The organism is Niallia sp. 03133 (assembly GCF_052663225.1).
In genome coordinates this window covers 226806-247770 of the sequence record NZ_JBQTCY010000002.1, presented here as the reverse complement: position 1 = coordinate 247770, position 20965 = coordinate 226806, and the positions used below count along the sequence as shown (strand labels likewise).

Annotated in this window: 13 protein-coding genes; 7 read left to right on the top strand and 6 right to left on the bottom strand. The window is 34.2% G+C overall.

Annotation, left to right across the window (positions count from 1 at the left end; all coding sequences use genetic code 11):
- Positions 1–584: 584 nt before the first annotated feature.
- Genes ACTYBU_RS03580 through ACTYBU_RS03570 form a run of 3 tightly spaced genes read left to right on the top strand, consistent with a single transcriptional unit; the run spans position 585 to position 3409 of the window.
- Positions 585–1880, top strand: a complete 1296-nt coding sequence (locus tag ACTYBU_RS03580; protein ID WP_445487220.1) for an ATP-binding protein — start codon at positions 585–587, stop codon at positions 1878–1880.
- Positions 1881–1886: 6 nt separating this feature from the next.
- On the top strand, positions 1887–2834 hold the full coding sequence (locus ACTYBU_RS03575) for a response regulator (RefSeq protein WP_445487218.1): 948 nt from the start codon (positions 1887–1889) through the stop codon (positions 2832–2834).
- A 5-nt stretch (positions 2835–2839) separates the two neighbouring features.
- Positions 2840–3409: a M15 family metallopeptidase gene (locus ACTYBU_RS03570; protein ID WP_445487216.1), complete on the top strand. Its 570-nt coding sequence runs from the start codon at positions 2840–2842 to the stop codon at positions 3407–3409.
- Positions 3410–3708: 299 nt separating this feature from the next.
- On the opposite strand, the gene ACTYBU_RS03565 is transcribed toward ACTYBU_RS03570, so the two are convergent.
- Positions 3709–4752, bottom strand: coding sequence for a M42 family metallopeptidase (locus ACTYBU_RS03565; RefSeq protein WP_445487215.1), 1044 nt, complete (start codon positions 4750–4752; stop codon positions 3709–3711).
- 473 nt (positions 4753–5225) lie between these two features.
- Here ACTYBU_RS03565 and ACTYBU_RS03560 point away from each other — a divergent pair, with 473 nt between their 5' ends.
- From ACTYBU_RS03560 to helD, 3 genes are all read left to right on the top strand, one after another.
- Positions 5226–7172 carry an LTA synthase family protein gene (locus tag ACTYBU_RS03560; protein WP_445487213.1) on the top strand — a complete coding sequence of 649 codons (1947 nt, stop codon included), beginning with the start codon at positions 5226–5228 and terminating at the stop codon, positions 7170–7172.
- Between the two features lie 367 nt (positions 7173–7539).
- Positions 7540–8808: an MFS transporter gene (locus ACTYBU_RS03555; protein WP_445487211.1), complete on the top strand. Its 1269-nt coding sequence runs from the start codon at positions 7540–7542 to the stop codon at positions 8806–8808.
- Between the two features lie 317 nt (positions 8809–9125).
- Positions 9126–11447 (top strand): RNA polymerase recycling motor HelD, encoded by a 2322-nt coding sequence (helD, locus tag ACTYBU_RS03550; RefSeq protein ID WP_445487210.1) that lies wholly within the window; start codon positions 9126–9128, stop codon positions 11445–11447.
- Between the two features lie 148 nt (positions 11448–11595).
- Here the strand turns inward: helD and ACTYBU_RS03545 are convergent, their stop codons facing one another.
- Positions 11596–12972: a dipeptidase gene (locus tag ACTYBU_RS03545; protein WP_445487208.1), complete on the bottom strand. Its 1377-nt coding sequence runs from the start codon at positions 12970–12972 to the stop codon at positions 11596–11598.
- 167 nt (positions 12973–13139) lie between these two features.
- On the opposite strand from ACTYBU_RS03545, the gene ACTYBU_RS03540 reads away from it, so the two are divergent.
- The gene (locus ACTYBU_RS03540) at positions 13140–16505 is read left to right on the top strand and encodes a hypothetical protein (protein WP_445487206.1); all 3366 of its coding nucleotides are present in this window, start codon (positions 13140–13142) and stop codon (positions 16503–16505) included.
- A gap of 103 nt (positions 16506–16608) precedes the next feature.
- On the opposite strand, the gene ACTYBU_RS03535 is transcribed toward ACTYBU_RS03540, so the two are convergent.
- The 4 genes from ACTYBU_RS03535 to ACTYBU_RS03520 form a co-directional block, all read right to left on the bottom strand.
- Positions 16609–17193, bottom strand: coding sequence for a sortase (locus ACTYBU_RS03535; RefSeq protein WP_445487205.1), 585 nt, complete (start codon positions 17191–17193; stop codon positions 16609–16611).
- Entirely contained in the window at positions 17183–18145 is a 963-nt protein-coding gene (locus tag ACTYBU_RS03530) for a processed acidic surface protein (RefSeq protein WP_445487204.1), read from the bottom strand. The genes ACTYBU_RS03535 and ACTYBU_RS03530 overlap by 11 nt, the downstream gene beginning before the upstream one ends.
- A gap of 520 nt (positions 18146–18665) precedes the next feature.
- The gene (locus ACTYBU_RS03525) at positions 18666–20219 is read right to left on the bottom strand and encodes an ABC-F family ATP-binding cassette domain-containing protein (protein WP_445487203.1); all 1554 of its coding nucleotides are present in this window, start codon (positions 20217–20219) and stop codon (positions 18666–18668) included.
- Positions 20220–20390: 171 nt separating this feature from the next.
- Positions 20391–20936 carry a pyridoxamine 5'-phosphate oxidase family protein gene (locus ACTYBU_RS03520; RefSeq protein WP_445487201.1) on the bottom strand — a complete coding sequence of 182 codons (546 nt, stop codon included), beginning with the start codon at positions 20934–20936 and terminating at the stop codon, positions 20391–20393.
- Positions 20937–20965: the final 29 nt, after the last annotated feature.

Below are 20965 nucleotides of genomic sequence, written 5' to 3'. Positions count from 1 at the left end.
ACACTTTTGGGACAACCCTTTTTCTTTTTTGATTTAGGCTCTGTAAAACGATAATGTCGATTTTGGAAGGAAATTTGCGAGACGCCTGTGGGATTAGCGAGAGACAGGCGAGACCCTGCTGCTGGAAAGTAGCGACGAAGCGGCTCGGCGCTCGACCCGCAGAAAGCGTGTGGTAAGCCTCGAAAAACCTAACGAAAACCTCTGCGTTGTTTGGATTGTCACAATCTATATTTTATAGCATTCACTTTTTCAGTGGCCTCGAGGTACGAGCGAGGAGACTCGCCAGTTCGTCCGCGGAAAGCGAGTGGATTTCCTGACCATTTATCCCACTCATAACGGGCAGTAAGATCCCCACCTCGGGGATGCTGAGAAATCGAGGAAGGTAGGTGGGGGATGACTGCCCGTAAAGGTCCGATAAGTTCTACTAACCATCAGTGGGGATGGGGAAAACACCCACTGATGGAAGGTTCACTTTATAAATCAACAATGAAATTTAATAGAGCCTTGATTTTAAAAACTTTATTCGCAATTGAATTGTATATCAACAAAAGATATACTTATCAGCATTGAAAGGTGAGGTAAAAATGAAAATACATCAATTGCTGAAATCGGATTCTGCTATTATTTTTATGATGATCATTATGGTTCCTATTGCAGGCGAGTTTAAGTTTTTTCCATTAAATGATCAGTTTCGTGTTAGCATTGCACCAACAGTTTTTTTCTTTTTACTCTTGTTTTTGCCACAAAGGAAGATTATAGCTGCTGGTATTATAACTGGAGCGGCTGTCGGTCTTTTCCGTACGGGAGTAGATTTTTTCATTTTAGATTCTTATACTTTTTCCCACTCTTTTTTAATGAGATTACCTGCTTGTTTTTATTACATAAGCTATGCTCTCTTTTTTTCTTTATTAAAAGTGAAAAACATTCAAAATGAAGTATGGAAAATTGGCGTATTCGGCATTATACTCGAGTTGATTTCTCAAATGGTTGAGCTGACTATTCAATCGTATCTAATCGGCTTGCAAATGAATTTAGATGATTCCTATCAAATCGGTACAATTGCCGTTTTTCGCAGTTTTTTTGTTGTTTCCTTTTATAGTATGATTGTTATATATGAAGCAAAAATAAGAGAAGAGGAAATAACCAGCAAAAATGAACATTTATTATTGCTGCTATCTAGTTTATATGAAGAAAGTATCCATGTGAAAAAAACCTTAAAAAATGTGGAGATTATTACAAAAGAGTCATATGAGTTATACCGCAAATTAAAAAGTAAAGATTTAACAATTGTCGAAACACAAAGATTAAGCCAAGAGGCATTAAAAATTGCAGGAGATATTCATGATATTAAAAAAGACAACCAAAGAATTTATGCGGGAATTTCAAAGTTAATTGCCTGTGAAAATTTTTCGGAATATATGCAAGTCAAGGATCTGCTTGAAATAATTGTGAAAAGCAATGGTAAATATGCACAATCGCTTGGTAAAAAGATTAGTTTTTCGACAAATTTATCTGTTTCCAATGCTCAATATGAAGTATATTTATTATTATCGATAATAAATAATCTTGTATCCAATAGCATTGAGGCCATTAAAAAAAGTGGTTCTATATCAATTAATGCTTATGAAAAAGAGGAAAGGCTGTATATTGAAGTAATTGATACAGGAATTGGCGTTGATCAAAAATATGACAAGCTTATATATATGCCTGGTTTTTCACTTAAATTTGATGGTGTAGGAATTTCTTCTACAGGAATTGGACTTTCCTACAGCAAAGAAATAATTACAAACTATGGTGGTTCCATTACACACGAGGCGCTTCCAGAAAAGGGAACGAAATTTATGGTGGAACTACCAAAAGCACGATTAATAAAGGAGTAGCTAATTATGCGTTTTTTTCTAGTTGATGATGATGAAGTAATTCGTTCATTGCTTACACATATTATTGAAGATGAGGATATTGGCGAGGTTGTCGGGGAAGCAGAAAATGGCGAGAACGTAACGAGTCAATTATTAAATTTTAAAAAGGTAGATATTGTGATTGTTGATTTATTGATGCCTATTCGAGATGGAATTGAAACCATTCGTTCTTGGAACGGTGAATATAAAGGGAAAACGATCATGCTTTCTCAAGTTGAATCAAAAGAATTGATAGGGGAAGCCTATTCTCTCGGAATAGAATATTACGTAACAAAACCTATTAACAGCAACGAGTTTGTTTCCATAACGAATAAAGTTATACAAACAATTTTATTAGAAAGAACGGTTGGAGAAATTAGAAGAACATTAAATGGTGTTTTAGAAATAACTAATAATGAAAGAAAAAAGGAACCAGCTGTAAAAAATTATAGTATAACAGAGGCTGGAGAATTTCTTTTGTCTGATCTAGGCATAATTGGTGAAAACGGCAGCAAGGACTTAATGGAAATTCTGCAATATTTGTACGAACATGAAGAAAACGATACATTTGAAATGAATTTTCCGTCCATGAAAGAGCTTTTTGAAGGAGTTGCAAGAATGCGTGCAGGCGACAACGTTTCTACAATGGAGCTATTAAGAGAAACGAAGGCGAGTGAACAGCGCGTAAGAAGGGCTATCAATCAGTCCATCACGCATTTGGCAAGCATTGGATTAACCGATTTTTCCAATCCTAAATTTGAAAACTATGCTTTGAAATTTTTTGACTTTTCCATTGTAAGAAGCAAAATGACAGAGCTGAAAAATGAAAAAACTGGGCATTCAAAACATGTTAAAATACACACAAAAAAGTTCATTCAAGTACTATATTTTGAAGCAAAGAAACTTGTTCAGTCCAATCGAATGGAAATGAAGTAAGGTTTATGATAGAGATAAATTTGCAAAGAAAAAGAAAAAGAAAAAAACGGCTTTTTTTGTTTTTTATTTTCTTTGTTATGTTGCTAATTATTTGGGCTTCATTCTGGAAAGCAGAACGAAACTCAAAAATAGCTGAATTCTCGACAGCTTTAAGATTAAACGAAGAAGTTGCGGACAAAAGAGATGTCCTTCTTGGAAAATCAGCTGAAAAAGGCATCCAAGTTGTTATTACAGAGGGTTTTCGCAGCAAGAAAGAACAAAATGCTCTCTTTGCGAAGGGAAGAACAGCTAAAGGCAATATTGTAACAAATGCAAAAGCGGGAGAATCCTACCATAATTATGGACTGGCAATCGATTTTGCTCTTAAAAACAAAAATGGTGAAATAATTTGGGATATGGATTATGATGGCAATGGCAATGGGAAAAGCGACTGGATGGAAGTAGTGGAATTAGCTAAATCAATCGGCTTTGAGTGGGGTGGAGATTGGGTTTCTTTTAAGGATTATCCTCACTTGGAAATGAACTTTGGAGTATCCATACAAGAACTTAAAAAAGCAAAAAGTGCTGTCCGCTAAGTCGATATTATGACTAGAGGACAGCTTTTTTTAATTTACATCATAATAAGGCAACACAGTAATAATCATTGCATATTTTAGACTGTCGAAAAACGCTCGTTTCTTCGTTGTCCACTTTACTTTGCATGCTCATTATTGGAAAAGAGGATGAACACTATGTAAGATATCATGAAAATTGACTAACTTCTCTACGTCCTAACATCTTCGTTGATTGACTTGCAGCTTTTAAGAATCGATCAGCCTGAAGTTTCTGGGAATAATTACTTTGTCTACACTCTGCAATAAGCTTTTGATTATTATTACATGGAAGACATTAAATAATAATAAATAAGCAGACCAGTTGATTTGACAGAAGAAAAATGTGTACGTTCATAAGCATGGGAAGAATCAATGCCTGGTCCAATTAATCCGTGTCTTATATCATGCCCTGCACGTATAGCTGCTGATGCATCAGATCCATAATAAGGATAAATATCCAGCTGATATGGAATGTCATGTTCTGCTGCAAGTTGAACAAGTTTTTTTCTTAACTCATAATGATAAGGACCGCTTGCGTCTTTTACACAAATAGATACAGTATATTCGTCTGTGGATTGGCCGTCTCCCATCGGCCCCATATCAACGGCTAAATACTCAATTGTTTCTGAAGGTATATTAGAATTACCCCCATAGCCGATTTCTTCATTATTCGAAATAAGAAAATTCGTGGTATAAGGAAGTGTAGCTTTATCCTGTTTCAACTGCTTAAGCAGGAGTAGAAGAATGGCTACACTTGCTTTGTCATCAAGGTGTCTTGATTTTATAAAACCTGATGGGGTTACTTTTACTCTTGGATAAAAAGAAACAAAATCACCTACAGAAATCCCTAAATTTCGGACTTCTTCGGCATTTGTTACTTTTTCATCGATTCTGACTTCCATATTCGCTTGATTCCGCTCCGTTTTTGATGCATCTTTGTATACATGAACTGAAGCTTGATGCAGTAGAATGGTGCCGGTGTATGTTTTGCCGTTTGTTGTTTCAATTAAACAGTTTTCACCTTCAATGCTGTTATAAGTGAAGCCGCCAATTAAATCAAGGCGTAATCTTCCGTTATTCTTTATTTCTTTTACCATCGCCCCCAAAGTATCAACATGTGCCGTAATCATTCTTTGTTTTGTATTTGATTCACCTTTAAATATTGCAATGATACCGCCTTTATTGTTTCTTTTTGTATCAATCTGAAGATCGTGCAAAAAACCTTCGATAAAATCAATAATTTTCCCTGTATTGCCGGAAGGGCTGTTTATAGAAAGCAGTTTTTCTAATATAGTTATGTATTCTTGTTGATTCAAATTTATCATGATGAAACCTCCTTTATTCTTTACTTTTCATTATACTTGAAAAAGGTGCTGGAAGCAGTATCCAATCATAACAAAGGAGAAGGAACTGGAAGAAAAAAATGAGAAAAAGAACATAATTGACTTTGCTGAATATTATTATTAATTAACATCAATATGTTTTTACTAGAAATTTATAAAAAATTAATGTAAGATAAATTTTGATTTCAATAGTTTAAAAATCTTATGATAATGACTTGTTAGAAAATAATGGGAAAACAGGCATATTTAATTATTTGGATTTTTAAATGCATATGATATAATGGATTACGTTGTTTTGTAAATATCATGTAAATTTTTTTGTTTTTTGTAAGGAAGATTAAAACACAGAAATAGGGATTAAACTTAAAAAAAGAAAAAAAGGAAATCGTTTTTGTTGATTTCAATAAAAAGACGAACAGTATCATTTGTAACATTTTGAATTGAGGTGAACAAGATTGAAAGGTACAGTAGAATTATTTAATAAGTTTATTACGAAACATTCTTCTTTCTTTTTAATCGCTATTATTTTATTTTGGATTAAAACATACGTAGCTTATAAAGTAGAATTTAATTTAGGGGTAACTGGGGCTTTTCAACAATTTCTATTAGTTATTAATCCTATCAGCTCTGCTTTATTCTTTATAGGACTCGCATTATTCATTAAGGGGAAGGCACAGCCGATCATGATTATTATTATGACCTCCCTAATGTCTTCGCTGCTATATGCAAATATTGTTTATTATCGCTTTTTTACGGATTTCATAACAGTTCCAGTTGTTATGCAAGTGAAAGTAAATGGTGGACAATTAAATGACAGTATTTTTTCTTTGCTAAAAGGGTATGATGTTTTATATTTCTTAGACGTGATTATACTTATAGTATTGCTGGCTACGAAGAAATATAAACCAACTATGCAAAAAAACAGAAGAAAAGCAAAATCGATTTTTGCTTTGGCTATATTGACATTTATTGTTAATTTAGGTTTAGCGGAAGTAGATCGACCGGAACTATTGAGCCGCTCATTTGACCGAAACTATTTAGTGAAATATTTAGGCGCCTATAATTTCACGATTTATGATATTGTACAAAATGCTCGTTCTGAAAGCCAAAGAGCTTTAGCAGACAGCAGTGATATTACAGAAGTTCAGAACTATATCAATGCAAATTTCTCCGAACCTAATTCTGTGTATTATAAAAAAGCGGAAGGTATGAATGTAGTCTACATATCTCTAGAATCGCTGCAATCCTTTGTAATAGACTATAAATTAGATGGACAGGAAGTAACACCATTTTTAAATTCTTTAACAAAAGATCAAAATACACTTTATTTTAAAAACTTCTACCATCAGACTGGTCAAGGGAAAACGTCCGATGCTGAATTTATGATGGACAATTCTCTATATGGAATGTCGCAAGGATCTGTGTTTGTAAATAAAGCACAAAATACACTGCAATCGGCTCCAGCAATATTAAAAGGAAAAGGCTATACTTCTGCTGTTTTTCATGGAAACTATAAAACTTTCTGGAATCGAAATGAAATGTATAAATCCATTGGCTATGATAAGTTTTTTGATGCAGAGTATTATGACATGTCAGAAGAGAAAACAAAGAATTATGGCATGAAGGATATTCCTTTCTTTAAAGAGAGCATGCCATTATTGACAGGTTTAAAAGAACCGTTTTATTCAAAATTTATTACATTGTCCAACCACTACCCATTTGAAATGGATGAGGGGGATACAGATTTTCCTGCTGCAACGACTAAGGATAAAGTGGTGAATGACTACTTCAGGTCCGCTCATTATCTGGATCAATCGATAAAATTATTTTTTGACGAATTAAAAGCATCTGGATTATATGATCACACAATGGTTGTTATGTACGGTGATCATTATGGTATTTCTGAAAATCATAATACCGCTATGAAGGATATAATGGGAGTGGATGAAATTACTCCATTAATGAATGCTCAATTACAACGAGTTCCATTGTTTATTCATGTCCCGGGAGTGGAAGGGAAAATTGTCAGCAAATATGGCGGAGATGTTGATGTCATGCCGACTGTTTTGCATTTACTAGGTGTTAATACAAAAGACTACTTGCAAATAGGTTCTGATTTATTGTCCAAAAATCATCGTGAAACAATTCCATTTAGAAATGGGGATTTTGTATCACCGACTGTTACAAAAGTAGGCGATAGCTACTATAATTCCAAAACCGGAGAATTATTGGATGGGAAGGATTATCAGAAACAAACGGACGGAGCAGCAGCAGAGCTAAAAGCTTCAGATAGTATTGTAAACAAAGATTTATTGCGCTTTTATACACCAGAAGGGTATACGCCGATAAATCGCGAAGACTACAATTATATTAAAGATGCTGATACAACGACAAGCAAGTAACTAAGTGAAAACCTCTTATCCATTATTTTGGATAAGAGGTTTTTTCGTTTATCCCACTCTTAACGGGCAGTAAGACCCCCCGCCTCAAGATGCCGAGAAATCGAGGAAGATAGACGTTGAAACTCGCCCGTAAAGATCCGATAAGTGCAACTAACCATCAGTGGGGGATGAGGAAAACCCCCACTGATGGAAGTTTACTTTATCTAGGAAAATGAGATCCTAATATTATTTTAATCCAAAATAATGAGTAGAATGTGTAAAAATCTCTTGCAGTGATGCACATAAGGGAGTATGATAGCTATGGTTTTAATTCATAAACCGAAATATTAGAGATAGTTTATTTTATTTATAGAAGGATGAATGATATATGAGCGACAGTGAGCAAATAAATAGTGAAAATGAAAAATGGAGTATTCGAAATGGGGTATTTACGACTGTTATATTAAATATTTCAACTAATTATTTTCCTCTTTTTGCGATAAGTGTGTTAGGAGCATCTAACTATGAAGTTGGATTGATGAGTTCTTTGCCGCAGTTTATAGGGATGTTTGCAATGGTTATTGGTTCTATTATTATCAGCAGGCTGAAAGAGAAAAAGATGTTTACTGTTTATTCTTTTTTTGCAGCAAGACTATTTTTAATCGCAATGGCATTTGTATTCTTTCTTCCAAAACAATATCAAAGCATGACTTTTATTCTTTTGGTTAGTTTGATGAATTTTCCTTTTTCTTTTGCGACTTTAGGATGGCAGGCACTAATTGCAGATATTATTTCAGAAAAGCGCAGGAATGCCTTTTTTAGTAATCGAAATCGAGTAATGACATTTATAGGGATGATCTCTACATTTATCATCGGTTTTTTTCTGCAGCTATTTGATAAAACCAATGCTGCTCCCTATCAATTTCTTTATATAGCAGCCTTTATATGTGGTTTGTTGGAAATTTTTTATTTAAAAAAACACAAAGAAAAAAAGCAGCCTATTCTGCAGAAATTGGAGAAAAAGCCACTTTTTGATATTTCTGTATTTAAACATAAACCTTTTTTTTATTTTCTTTTATGCAGCTTATTTTTTAATTTTGGATGGCAAATGTGCTGGTCGCTCTTCAGTATTTATCAAATTAAATATGCAGGTGCGACTGGTTTGTGGATCAGTTTATTTGCTGTTGCCAATTCCATCGGTCAAGTAGTCAGCTTTAAATGGTGGGGGAAAATGGCAGATAAATACACCAATACAAAGATGTTAATATATGTTTCGATTGGAATGGCGAGTGCGCCTTTTTTAACGGTACTGTCAACCAACTTAGTCTATATTGTATTGGTGAATATTTTCGCAGGTTTATTTGTTTCTGGAACGGTATTATTGTTATTCAACCTGCTTTTAGAATCGACAGAAGAAAAAATTCGAAGCCAATGTATCGCAAATTATAATATTCTTTTAGCTTTGATTGCTTTTGTGGCTCCGCAGTTTGGTGTATATATATTAGAAATGACCAACATTGTAGCAGCCATGTATATTTCATCAGTATTTAGAGCATTAAGTGGTGTATGTTTTTTTCTATTTTACATATACTTAAAAAGAAAACAAAACTTTGTACAAAAGCAACGTGTTGATTCGTCTTCCGTTACCGTTATGTAAAAGGGAGAACGAATCCATATTGCACAAAATTTAGGCGGCGAAAACCGTTCCCAATTCTGTAATAAAAAAGCGCTTAGTCGCTCGTTTTCGATTGATAGTCGTGTTCTAGCATTGTTCCAGTCAAAAGTTGTGACAGAATAATAAATCCCATGCTCTTTATTATGAGCATGGGATATGTCTTTTGATGGAATTAAAAAGTAAAATATGCTAAACTAAATTGATGTAGTATATAAAATTTATATGTATATAAATACCCAATATAAGATTACCATAAAAAATCTTGTGTGTCAAGAAACAAGATTGAAGGAGTGGTTGAAATGTCAGAGCAAAAAAAAGAAGAAATCATTCTAGAAGAGAGCAGAGTACAAAAAGTAATCAAAGAAATAGATGAAAAGATCAAAAAGTATATCAAAGCAAGCAAATTAATTGGAGTGGATGCCAGTCAATTGCGCAGAACATTTTGGGAAGATGTTACGGTGAATTTTGATGAATCAGATGATATCGCAGAAACTTATGCGAGCATCAAACAACAAGCCGAGCTATTAGGTGAACGAGAAAGAAGCTACGGACAATTACATAACCAAATGAATACATTAACAAAGTTAAAAAATTCCCCTTATTTTGGACGGATTGATTTTAAAGAACGTGATGAAGAGCAAGAAGAAATATATATTGGCATAGCTTCATTAATGGATAAAGAAGAACAAAATTTTTATATATATGATTGGCGTGCACCTATTTCTAGTGTTTATTATGATTATTCGCCAGGTCCAGCAAACTATCAAACACCAGAAGGCAAAATCGAAGGAGAACTCTTATTAAAAAGGCAGTTTATCATTCGCGAAGGCAAAATTATTAGTTTATTTGATACAGGTGTCACGATAGGAGATGAATTATTATTAGAAGTTTTGGGGAATAATGCCACTGCTTTAATGAAAAGCATTGTTGCTACCATTCAAAAAGAACAAAATAAAATTATTAGAAATGACTCAAGCAAAGTATTAATAGTTCAAGGAGTAGCTGGAAGCGGAAAAACCTCTGCTGCATTGCAAAGAGTTGCTTATTTAATGTACCGGCATAGACAAACATTAACGTCTGATAATATCATGTTATTTTCTCCGAACCCATTATTTAATAGTTATGTTTCCACCGTACTTCCAGAGCTTGGGGAAGAAAATATGCAGCAGTCTACTTTTCAGGAGTATATAGTAAGCAGAATTGGTTCTAGCTGGGCGGTGGAAGATCCTTTCTCTCAATTAGAGGTTCTTTTGTCAGAAGAAAATCAATCATTGCAAAAAATGAGACTTAAAAGCATTCAATATAAAAGCAGTCTTGCATTTAAAAAGAATCTAGATACACATTTAGCACAATTGGCATCAAAGGGAATTCTTTTTAAAAATATTGCTTTTCGGAATAAAGTGCTTTTTTCGAAAGAAGAACTAACACGTAAATTTTATGAATGGGATACTTCTTTACCCTTGGCAAACAGATTGCAATTATTAAAAGAATGGGTTCAAAAAGAAATGAAAGTACATGCAAAGCAAGAAAGAAAGCAAAGCTGGGTAGAGGAAGAGATGCAGCTTTTAGATAAAGAGGAGTTTTTAGAAGCATATAGGGCATCGCAAAAAAAGTCGGATGAGTTTTCCTATTTTAATGAAGAAGAACAAATTCTACGGAAATTAATCGTAAATAAACGATTCAAAAAAATATACAAGCGGATAAAAACCTTGCGTTTTGTTGATTATGGTGCAATGTACCAGGAAGCTTTTCAACATGATGCACCAAGCATCCTAACAGAACAAGAATGGATGCTCATTCAAGCGAATACATTGAATGCAATTAAAAATAAACAGCTTTGGAATGAAGATGGTACAGCATTCGCTTATTTTAAAGATAAAATGGAAGGAAAAAAATCCAGCACAAGCATGAAGCATGTTTTTATTGATGAAGCACAAGATTATTCACCATTTCAAATGGAATATATAAAAGAATTGTTTCCATACAGCAAATTGACTTTATTAGGGGATGTAAACCAAGCCATCTATGCCCATGAAAATAATGAATGGATGCAGAGTGAAAACAGTAAAGAAATAGAACAGATTGTATTGACAAAAAGTTATCGATCAACTAGGGAGATAGTAGAATTTACAAAGGGTTTGGCTGAAAAAGGGGAGATGATCGAGCCTTTTAATCGGAATGGTGAAAAACCAGTAGTTCGTGAAGTGGCAAATGTGGAATTGTTTAAAAAGGAAGTTTTAAGAGAATTGCGGCAGCTAAAGAATAAAGGCTATGAAACAAGTGCTGTTATATGTAAAACAAAAAAAGAAAGTGAACGTGTATATGGCTGGTTAAAAAAACATATAGATGTCCGGTTAATTGAAAAAGGCACGGTCTCTTATGAAAAAGGTATTTCCATTATACCAGCCTACTTGGCGAAAGGAATCGAATTTGATGGAGTCATTATCTATAATAGTTCCTTATACACAAATCATCTAGAGAAAGAATTATTTTATACTGCATGTACCAGAGCAATGCATGAGCTGGTCCTTTTTTCTGAAAGTGGAAAGAGAAATTCCTTTCTGAAAAATATCAATAAAAATACGTATCATATCGTTGAAGCGGACGAACAAATTTTTTGATTAAAAAGACCTCTACTAGAGTCTAAAAAGTAGAGGTCTTTCGTTTCCAACTTGTCATTTATAAGATAACAATGGGTCGCTGATCAAACGGAAATATATTTTGTTGAATTACATACTTTAGTCAATAACTAGCCTCTGATTTTCAATATTATGATAAAGTATGAGCCAGTTCATACCAATATGTACAAATTGTTTGCAATCCTTTATCGTAATTTTCTAAATGAAAATGTTCGTTGGGTGCATGAAAATTTTCATCTGGCAGACCAAACCCCATCAAAACAATAGGCAATTCAAGAAATTGATCAAAAACAGCTACAATCGGAACGGAGCCACCGCCTCTTGTATAGGAAGTAGGCACGTGATATACCTTTTCATATGATCTTCCAGCAGCCTGTATGGCCGGATGATCAAATGGAGTGACAAATGGGGCGCCTTTATCAAATAACTGGATGGAGACGTCTACTCCAACAGGTATTTGTTTTTGAATATGGGCCTGTAATAAGGAAATAATCTCATCAGGATCTTGATTCGGCACAAGCCGACACGTAATTTTTGCACTTGCTTCAGAAGGAATGACTGTTTTGATTCCTTCGCCTTGAAAACCGCCATTTATACCATTAATCTCTAATGTTGGACGAACCCACATTCTTTCCAATGTACTATAACCTTTCTCGCCAAAAAGGGAAGGAACACCAGTTTGTTTGATAAATATATCATCTTTTAAGTCTAATGCCTCGTAAGCATTTTTTTCATCCATTGTCAACGATTCCACTTTATCGTAAAAGCCTTCAACTGTAATTTCTCCATTTTCATTATGAAAGGAAGATAAAATAGAAACTAATGCAGTTATTGGATTTTGAACCGCTCCTCCAAAAAGTCCTGAATGCAGATCTCCTTTAGGCCCTTTAACATTAATTTGCAATCCACATAGTCCGCGCAGTCCATAACAGATTGTAGGTTTGCCTTTTTCCATCATGCTAGTGTCAGAGATTACGATGACATCCGCCTGCAGCAAATCAGTATTATTTTTCACAAATACTGGAAGATTAGGACTGCCGATTTCTTCTTCTCCTTCTATGCAAAACTTCATATTTACAGGAAGCTCTTCCATGGTTTTTAAAATAGCCTCAACAGCTTTTATATGCATAAATACTTGACCTTTATCATCACTCGCACCTCGTGCGAAAATTTTGTCACTGCGGATTTCTGGAGAAAAAGGGGGACTCTGCCATAAATGAAGCGGATCAACAGGCTGAACATCATAATGACCATACACAAGCACCGTCGGTTTCCCTTCTGCATGAAGATAGTCGCCATAAACTACAGGGTGACCTTCTGTTGCATAAACTTTTACATTTTCCATTCCTGCGTTCTTTAAAGCTTCAGCTGTCCATTGTGCTGTTTCTTGCACCTTTTGTTTGTAATCAGGAAGTGCACTAATGCTTTCTTTTGATAAGAACTGAAATAATTCATTTAAATGTGCTTTTCGGTTTTTGGATAAATAAGCCATGATTTCTTTGTCCATTTTATCCCTCCTAATTTAGACTATCAAAATAAAATTCGATAAAAGAGAGGGTAAATCCTTTCTTTTAGAGGATAAAACAGTTGAATAATAGTTACAATTAATGTAATATTACACTTAAAGTATAAAAAGTTGTTTTAGTTTTTTATAGAAAAGGGGGAATGGTTTTAATGGAACAAAACAAAAAGGATATTTTTACAACGGAATTAAAAACACTGCTTAATAATCAATACATAACGACAAGCGTATATGACCTTGTATTACATGCATATCATCATTTTTACGAAGAGAAAAAAATAAAAATAGAAGCAGAGGTTTCATTAAAAACACAAACAGTACAGAAAGCGGAGGAGAAGCCCCAAAAAATAAAAGAGAAAAAAATTCACACTAAAGAAGAACTTAGGGAAAAAAATATTGGATTTTTGTTGTACATTGGCGTTTTTTTTCTTTTGCTTGGGGGAATGTTTGTTGCTACAAGCAATTGGGACAGCATGGAAGGATGGATGAAAGCAGGCTCTATCTTTTTGGTTTCCATTGTATTCTACAGTTTTGCAGTTTTTGCAAAAAATATAGTTAAAATAGAAAAAACGGCTTTTGCATTTTTTGTCTTAGGAAGTTTCTTTTTGCCAATTGGCATGATATCAGTCAGCTGGTTTGAATTGTTAGGGCATTTTCTTTCATTAAGAGGGGAAGGAAACTATATTCTGGGTGTTATCGGCACTGGATTATTAATTCCTCTTTACTTTTATTTAGCTAATTTTCTACAGTCTGCTTTTTTTCGTATCGTAACATTAGCAGCATTTTCAACGATGATTGCATTTTTACTACTAAGCTTTCATCCTTCAAAGGATCTATTTTTCTTCTTTTTTATTGGCTTTAATAGCTGCATGATTTTGCTTCTTTCTAAATATAAAGAAAATATGTGGGTAACAAAAATGGCAAAAGAGCTGCCGATTTATACACAGGTTCATCTTTTGCTAACAACAATTTGTTTAGCCTTTCTATATAATAGTGCAGTATTTCAAGGGATTAACTTTATATTGTTAGGTGTTTTGTATATGGGGATATTATATGAAACAAAATATAAGCACTACCATATTTTTGTGACGTTAATGATCGTTATTGGCTGTTACCGCATTATGACAATTGATCTGATGTATGTTTGGAGTCCAATGTTTTTCGCTATAGTAGCTTTGTTTATTATGCTGATTGGATTTATATTAAAAGGAGGGTCTATTAACTGGGGAAAAACTTGGGAGATTTCTAGTGCAATTGTTATTTGCATGCTCTTTGTTTATTGCCAGTTTTTTTACATGGATTTTGATTTTAAAGGTTCCATAATCTTAGCAATAACTTATTTGATGATTGCTGGTCAATTTACTTTTTTGGCAAATAAATTGCCCTATAGATTTTTTGAATATACGCCAGCTGCATTTAGCGGACTTTCCTTATTTCAAATTGCATTAAAAATGAACCTGATCACTTCGTTGCCAGCTTTATTTATTGTTTTGTACAGTATTGGGTTTGTACTCTTTGGCCTGTTGGGATTCCTTAATCGAACAAAATTTTTTGAAAAAATTAAGTATAGTTCTGCAGTAATTGGCTTATCGCTCATGCTTTCATTTGCGTGTTTTACAGGTATGTTTTATCTAGGAGAGTGGTATGCATGCTGTTTGTTTCTTCTTTTAGGATTCATCTTAATGCTGGTGAAAAAAGAGAAATGGCCAGTTTGTTATTTGCCTACTTTGCCATATTTCATACCATGTTGTTTTGCTGCAGCGTATCTTGCTTTTTTTGAGGCAATTCCTATGTTGGAAATGAAGGGGACAGCATTCGTCATTGCATGTTCAAGTGTCACATTATTGGCAACGAAAGCAATTTTTTCGAATAAAGATCTATTGATAAATCGAATAAGTTTTTTTATTGGGCAAGGAATGTATTTGTTAGCTATTTTGCTAACAGCTTCAGAACCGCCTCAGGTCATATGGATAAGAACATGTATCTATACAGCTGGCTTACTCGTCTTTTTAGCTTTTTATAAAGCAAAAAAAGATTGGATGATCATCTGGTTAGTGAGTATTATGGTGCCAATAACTTATTTATCATTCATTCGAGATCTTTTTCATGTGTCTTTAACGATGCAAATAAAATGGAATACCTATGGTTGGATACTGTTTTTTGTTTTGCAATGGATGGTAAACAAAACACCATTTAAACGTTCGTTTTTTATTATTGCACATATGTATTTATTGATTTCTATTTCTGCTGATTACCTAGTAAATGGGAACAGTATACATATGCATTTTTTAATAGCATTACTTGCTTATATGATTAGTGCGTTTATGATTAAACATAATATAGTGAATAGTTTATTTCATTATGCTTGTTATTGCTGCTTTTTATTGTATTTTGCATCAAGTATCAATAAGGGATTTGCTGGAGGCAGTCCTTTATCGCAGGCATTTATATTAACTAGTATCTTAGTTTTTTTCGTCAATATGCTAATCCATAAGGGAAAAAAGACTGCAGTAGTGTATTTTTTCTATCCGTTATCTATTATAGGAATAGGCTCTTGGATAGCTGCTTCCAATTATACTGCTCACACTTATACGGTGGGATTATGTTATATTGCACTTTATTTAATTTATACGTATCTTTCGAAAAGGCATTACTTTCAGGGAGCGGGGCTCATTTTACTGTTAGCTTGTACGGAAAGATTTCATTATAGCCAAAAATTGATTCCGTTTGATCAATTTCTTTTATATAGTATTTTAGGCATTATGCTTATCTTTATTGGATCTTATGCTTATAAAACACTCTATTGTTTTGGAGAGAAGAAAGGAAATTATATTGATTTTTACAGCGTGACAGGCATTATTTTCTTTTTGTTGTTATACAAGATAAATGGATACGATTCATGGGCGACTATTTTACCGGGTTTGCTTATTGCTGGTTCTTTATTCATTCAAAAAGGAAGGATGCCAAAAAACATAGGGTGGATTCCTGTTATGTCAGCGGTCCTTTATTTGCTGCAGCCATATTATGCACTGTTAAAGTTGCTGCCGATCCCATATTATCTTTCAGAAGAAACAATTGTACTCCCTTGGGTTATTCTGATCATCATCAGTAAAAAAATCGTAAAAGGTATTCCTTCTAAAATGGTAAATCGAGCTGAATGGGTCGTTTTAATTATTGCTTCTATGTTATTGATAGTAGATGCTTTGCAAACAGCCACGATCTTTGATGCGATCATATTAGGAAGTTTATCGTTATTATCTGTAGTTTGTGGATTCTATTTTAAATATAAATCCTACTTCTTTATTGGAATAATCGTGCTTCTTTTAAACGTTCTGCTGCAAACAAGACCTTTCTGGGGGAATTTCCCATGGTGGGCATACCTTCTTATAGCCGGAAGCTTGTTGATTGTTATTGCGAGCTATTATGAATGGCAAAAACAAAAAAACGGTGAAAAAATCATGTTGAAGTTTGTAGATTGGAAAAGTAAGATAAAAAATAATTTATCTAAATGGCAATAACAAAGAAAAAATCCTAACTTGCAGCTCCAAAGGAAGTTAGGATGTATTGCCCATGGATTAATAGGAGAATAAGCCAAAAATGGAGCGGCTTAGTGAAGTGGTATTAATTGGTTTCACTTTTGATAAGATCTGATGTTACAATATACCGTTTTGGTGCATTCCCAATATAATAGAAGGGATAGCATGTAGTTAATGTTAATATTGGCCTTGATTTTACGGTTAATACTTGGTGATTGTTAGAAGTAACAATATCAATTTTTCTCACTTTATAATAAAATGTTCCCTTATTCGTTTTGATTAGAATAAAATCCTTTGGTTTTATATCCTTTAAAGCGCGGAAGAAAGTATCTCTATGTCCGGATAGAACAGTGTTATTGTGATCTCCAGGCATAGAACTTTCTAAATAATGTCCAATTCCTTTATCTAAAATTTTTTGATTTGTTCCTTGATATATGTTCATTGATTTGTGAAGAGTTGGCAAAATAATATTTCCTATCAAGTCCCCTTCTTTAAGCATGGTACTTGTTCGCAAGGGTGCATGCTTGTTGTTTGTATATTCTTTGTATGGAATAGTTGTTTGTATAGGACGATGAATAAGCAATCTGCCATGATAAACGATAAGGAAAAATCCTAAAAGGAATAAAGGATAGATTATCCAGTTCTTTTTAAGAAATGATTTATTTATCATGAATTTTTTTATTCCTTCTCCAATATAGAAATAAAACTCCCAGTAAAATACAAAGGTAGCCTAGGAAAAGCAATAATGGATGAAGAGAAGCTGTATTTGGCAATTGAGATTGATACAAGGATGATAATTCTCCGCTAAGCTCTGTAAGATGAATTACTTTATCCGCGGCATCTACAGCAAACTGTCCAGATAATTTTTCAGGAGAAATAACCGTATCCATAATGATATGATTATTCTGATCTTCCAGTTCCATCGCTACTGTATCCAATTTTATATTAGTTGCAAACTGTCGAAAAGATAGCTTTGTCCGTTTTCCGTTATCATCAACCGCATAAAAGAGAGGCTGTAATGCAAGAGTTTGCGTCATATCTTTCCAAAGGGATATTAATTCTGATTTTTGTGTATTTGTCAATTGCTCTTCTTTATCCAAAGCATCTAAGTTTGCTAATGTCTCTTTCCACTTATACACTTTTGTATGGAGCACTTGCGCATCTAATTTTTTGAAATGATTGTATAATTGGTTTTTTTCTTTTTCGGTAATTCCATGGCTCAATAGAAATTGTTCAAGATTTGCCATCGTATTTTCATGGTTTTGGTAAAAATCAATGGCAACATCTAAATCTTCTATAAACCAGAAGTCCTGTACTTTTTCATTAAATCCAGCTAATAAAATATCCAGCTCTTCTCTCGTCATATTGTATGCTTGTAAAAGCTGATCGAGGGAATCGGGAGTTATTGGTGTACCCAAATATTCCTTTAAATCCTTTATTGTATCAAAATCGTCGACTTTACTATCTTTTGTCAATAGATAGTCCGTTAAGTCTTTTGTTGTCCAGCCTAATGAATCTGCAAGTGCTGCAACGTCTGTTTCAGATGGTGCTGCAAAAGCAGAAAGAGATGAAGAAAGACTAAAATAAATAGTTAAAACCAGCAGAATAATCATTTTTTTCATATAAAAGAACCCCCAAATGATATATAGATATTGGTAGTGTTTGTTAATAAATGAAAAAAATACGAAATTTTATTCAGAATGTAGACAAAGAGTATTTACACAAACTGTCTGGTGATTAAAAAAGTTTATCCCACTCTTATCGGGCAGTAAGACCCCTCCCTCGGGAATGCTGAGGAATCGAAGAAGCTAAGTGTTGAAACTTGCCCGTAAAGGTCCGATAGAGGTACACAAACTAAGGTCGCCACGTCCTTATGTCTTCGTTTGTGTGATCCACATCCTGTGGAACTCAAGCTTTCCATCTGTTGGGGATGAAGGAAATCCCCACTGATGGAAAGGTTCACTTTATTATTCGAGACGAGAAGGCTTAGGCATAGAAGGAGATCAAGCTAGTGAGCAGCCGAATTAAGCAAACATCAAAGAAATGGAAAGGTTGTCGGCAGTCTCGTATAAAAAAATAAACAAGTTGCAGCGATTGCCAAATAGCCTAATCAACTGCACCTTGTTTATTTTTTTCGCTATATTAATTATTTTGATTGGACCAAGCTTCTACATCCCAAACTTTCGTTACCCAATCTTCATAAAAATCAGGTTCATGACAAACGAGAACGATTGTACCTTTATATGCCTTTAATGCCCTTTTTAGCTCTTCTTTTGCAACCACATCTAAATGGTTAGTAGGTTCATCAAATAAAAGCCAGTTGCTTTCTTCCATTAAAAGTTTGCATAAACGGACCTTTGCTTGTTCGCCACCGCTTAATTGATTAAGTGGTCTGGATATATGTTCATTTTTTAATCCGCAGCGTGCAAGTGCAGCACGGACTTGATGCTGATCCATTATCGGGAAAGCGTTCCATACATCCTCTATTGGCGTAATATTCCCTGCTTTTACTTCCTGCTCAAAATAAGAAGGAGAGAGGAAATCGCCACGTTCAACCTTACCATTGATAGGTTCGATTTTTCCTAGCATTGTTTTTAATAAGGTAGATTTTCCAACCCCATTGCAGCCCACAACCGCAATTTTCTCGCCTCTTTCAATGGTAATAGACATTTTCGGAAGAAGTGCATGGGTGTAGCCAATTTCAAAGTCTTTGCCTTCAAAAACATAACGGCTGCTGCCTCGGGACTCCTTAAATTCAAAGGTCGGTTTAACAGCAGTTTCTGGGCGATCGATGCGATCCATTCGATCCAATTGTTTTTGTCTGCTTTTTGCACGGCCGGTGGTAGAATAGCGTGCCTTGTTTTTACTGATAAAATCTTCTTGTTTTTTTATAAACTCCTGCTGTTTTTCATAAGCATTGATATGTTGATTTTTATTAATTTCTGCAAGCTCTAAAAACTTATCGTAACTCGCAGTATATCTTGTAAGTTTTGAAAATTCCAAATGGAAAATAACATTAGATACTTGGTTCATAAATTCCGTATCATGTGAGATTAGAAGAAAAGCATACGGATATTCTTTTAAATAGGAAGTTAACCATTTAATATGCTCCACATCTAAATAGTTGGTTGGCTCATCCAATAATAAAACCTGCGGCTGCTCTAACAACAGTTTAGCAAGCAGTACTTTTGTTCGTTGTCCACCGCTTAGGGCGGAAACATCTCGATCCAATCCAATGGCATCCAATCCTAGACCGCGGGATGCTTCTTCAATTTTGATATCCAGTGTATAAAATCCGCCAGCATCTAATTTATCTTGGATTGTGCCCATTTCTTCTAATAATGCTTCTAATTCCTCAGGAGTGGCATCACCCATTTTGGCTGTGACTTCATTTAACTTCTCTTCTTCTTTAAAAAGAGGAAGGAAGGCATCTTTTAATACGTCTCTAATCGTTTTCCCTGATGTCAGAACGGTATGCTGATCTAAATATCCATAATGGACACTTGGAATCCACTCTACTTTTCCGGTATCATGGATAAGCTGTCCAGTAATAATATTCATCAATGTCGATTTGCCGACACCGTTCGCTCCTACTAGTCCAATATGATCTTCAGCTAAAAGGCGGAAAGAAACATCCTTAAATAATGTTCGATCGCCAAATGTATGACTTAAATTTTCTACATTCAATAAACTCATCTATTATGATCCTCGCTTTATTCAAAAAGTAATACATCAATTTCATCATACTAGAAGTAGGAGGAGAAAACTAGACTGGATTCTATTTTTCTATTATTTTCATAAGAAGTTATCTTAATAGAAGAAGGAGGTGTTCTATAAGATAACATACATCCTAAAATTTCTCTTTTGTTATAAATCCATCTTGATTGTTCTGCCGGGGGTGAATTTCATCTTTTCGTTCAGCTTGTTTTCTTTACCAGTTATTTTTTCAGGGATCAGTTTAAACACAATGGTTTTACTTCCTAAAGAGGATCGATATTTTTCTAAATGAGTAGAAGATAAAGGATTTGAATAATAACCGGGTACATACTTATTCAGCATTTGCTGCATTATATCTGTGCATTCCGATATATCTTCGACCTGTTTTACGTTTCCAGATAGAATGACACTCATATAGGCAGTATCAGTTTTAGCTGGAATTGGATTGCACAACGTTCCTAAATCCTCACTGACAGTAAAACAAGCAAGATTATTTTTTTTAAGTATTTCTACTTTTCTGCCAGAGCTTGCTCCATGAAAATAAATATTCTCATTATGCCAGATATAGTTTAAAGGTATAACATATGGTTCTAGTCCGTCTACTAATCCTAAGTAGCCAGTTTGCATAGTCTGCAAGAAAACTTGTATTGCTGTTTGGTTTGTTACTTCCCTAGTAGATAGTCTCATTTTATCCATTTATTTTTCTTCCTCTCTATTTATGTTAC

Bases quoted from the DNA above. Each gene is read 5' to 3' on its own strand.
- ACTYBU_RS03580 (WP_445487220.1), top strand. From the start codon at position 585: ATGAAAATACATCAATTGCTGAAATCGGATTCTGCTATTATTTTTATG.
- ACTYBU_RS03575 (WP_445487218.1), top strand. From the start codon at position 1,887: ATGCGTTTTTTTCTAGTTGATGATGATGAAGTAATTCGTTCATTGCTT.
- ACTYBU_RS03570 (WP_445487216.1), top strand. From the start codon at position 2,840: ATGATAGAGATAAATTTGCAAAGAAAAAGAAAAAGAAAAAAACGGCTT.
- ACTYBU_RS03565 (WP_445487215.1), bottom strand. From the start codon at position 4,752: ATGATAAATTTGAATCAACAAGAATACATAACTATATTAGAAAAACTG.
- ACTYBU_RS03555 (WP_445487211.1), top strand. From the start codon at position 7,540: ATGAGCGACAGTGAGCAAATAAATAGTGAAAATGAAAAATGGAGTATT.
- helD (WP_445487210.1), top strand. From the start codon at position 9,126: ATGTCAGAGCAAAAAAAAGAAGAAATCATTCTAGAAGAGAGCAGAGTA.
- ACTYBU_RS03545 (WP_445487208.1), bottom strand. From the start codon at position 12,972: ATGGACAAAGAAATCATGGCTTATTTATCCAAAAACCGAAAAGCACAT.
- ACTYBU_RS03540 (WP_445487206.1), top strand. From the start codon at position 13,140: ATGGAACAAAACAAAAAGGATATTTTTACAACGGAATTAAAAACACTG.
- ACTYBU_RS03535 (WP_445487205.1), bottom strand. From the start codon at position 17,193: ATGATAAATAAATCATTTCTTAAAAAGAACTGGATAATCTATCCTTTA.
- ACTYBU_RS03530 (WP_445487204.1), bottom strand. From the start codon at position 18,145: ATGAAAAAAATGATTATTCTGCTGGTTTTAACTATTTATTTTAGTCTT.
- ACTYBU_RS03525 (WP_445487203.1), bottom strand. From the start codon at position 20,219: ATGAGTTTATTGAATGTAGAAAATTTAAGTCATACATTTGGCGATCGA.
- ACTYBU_RS03520 (WP_445487201.1), bottom strand. From the start codon at position 20,936: ATGGATAAAATGAGACTATCTACTAGGGAAGTAACAAACCAAACAGCA.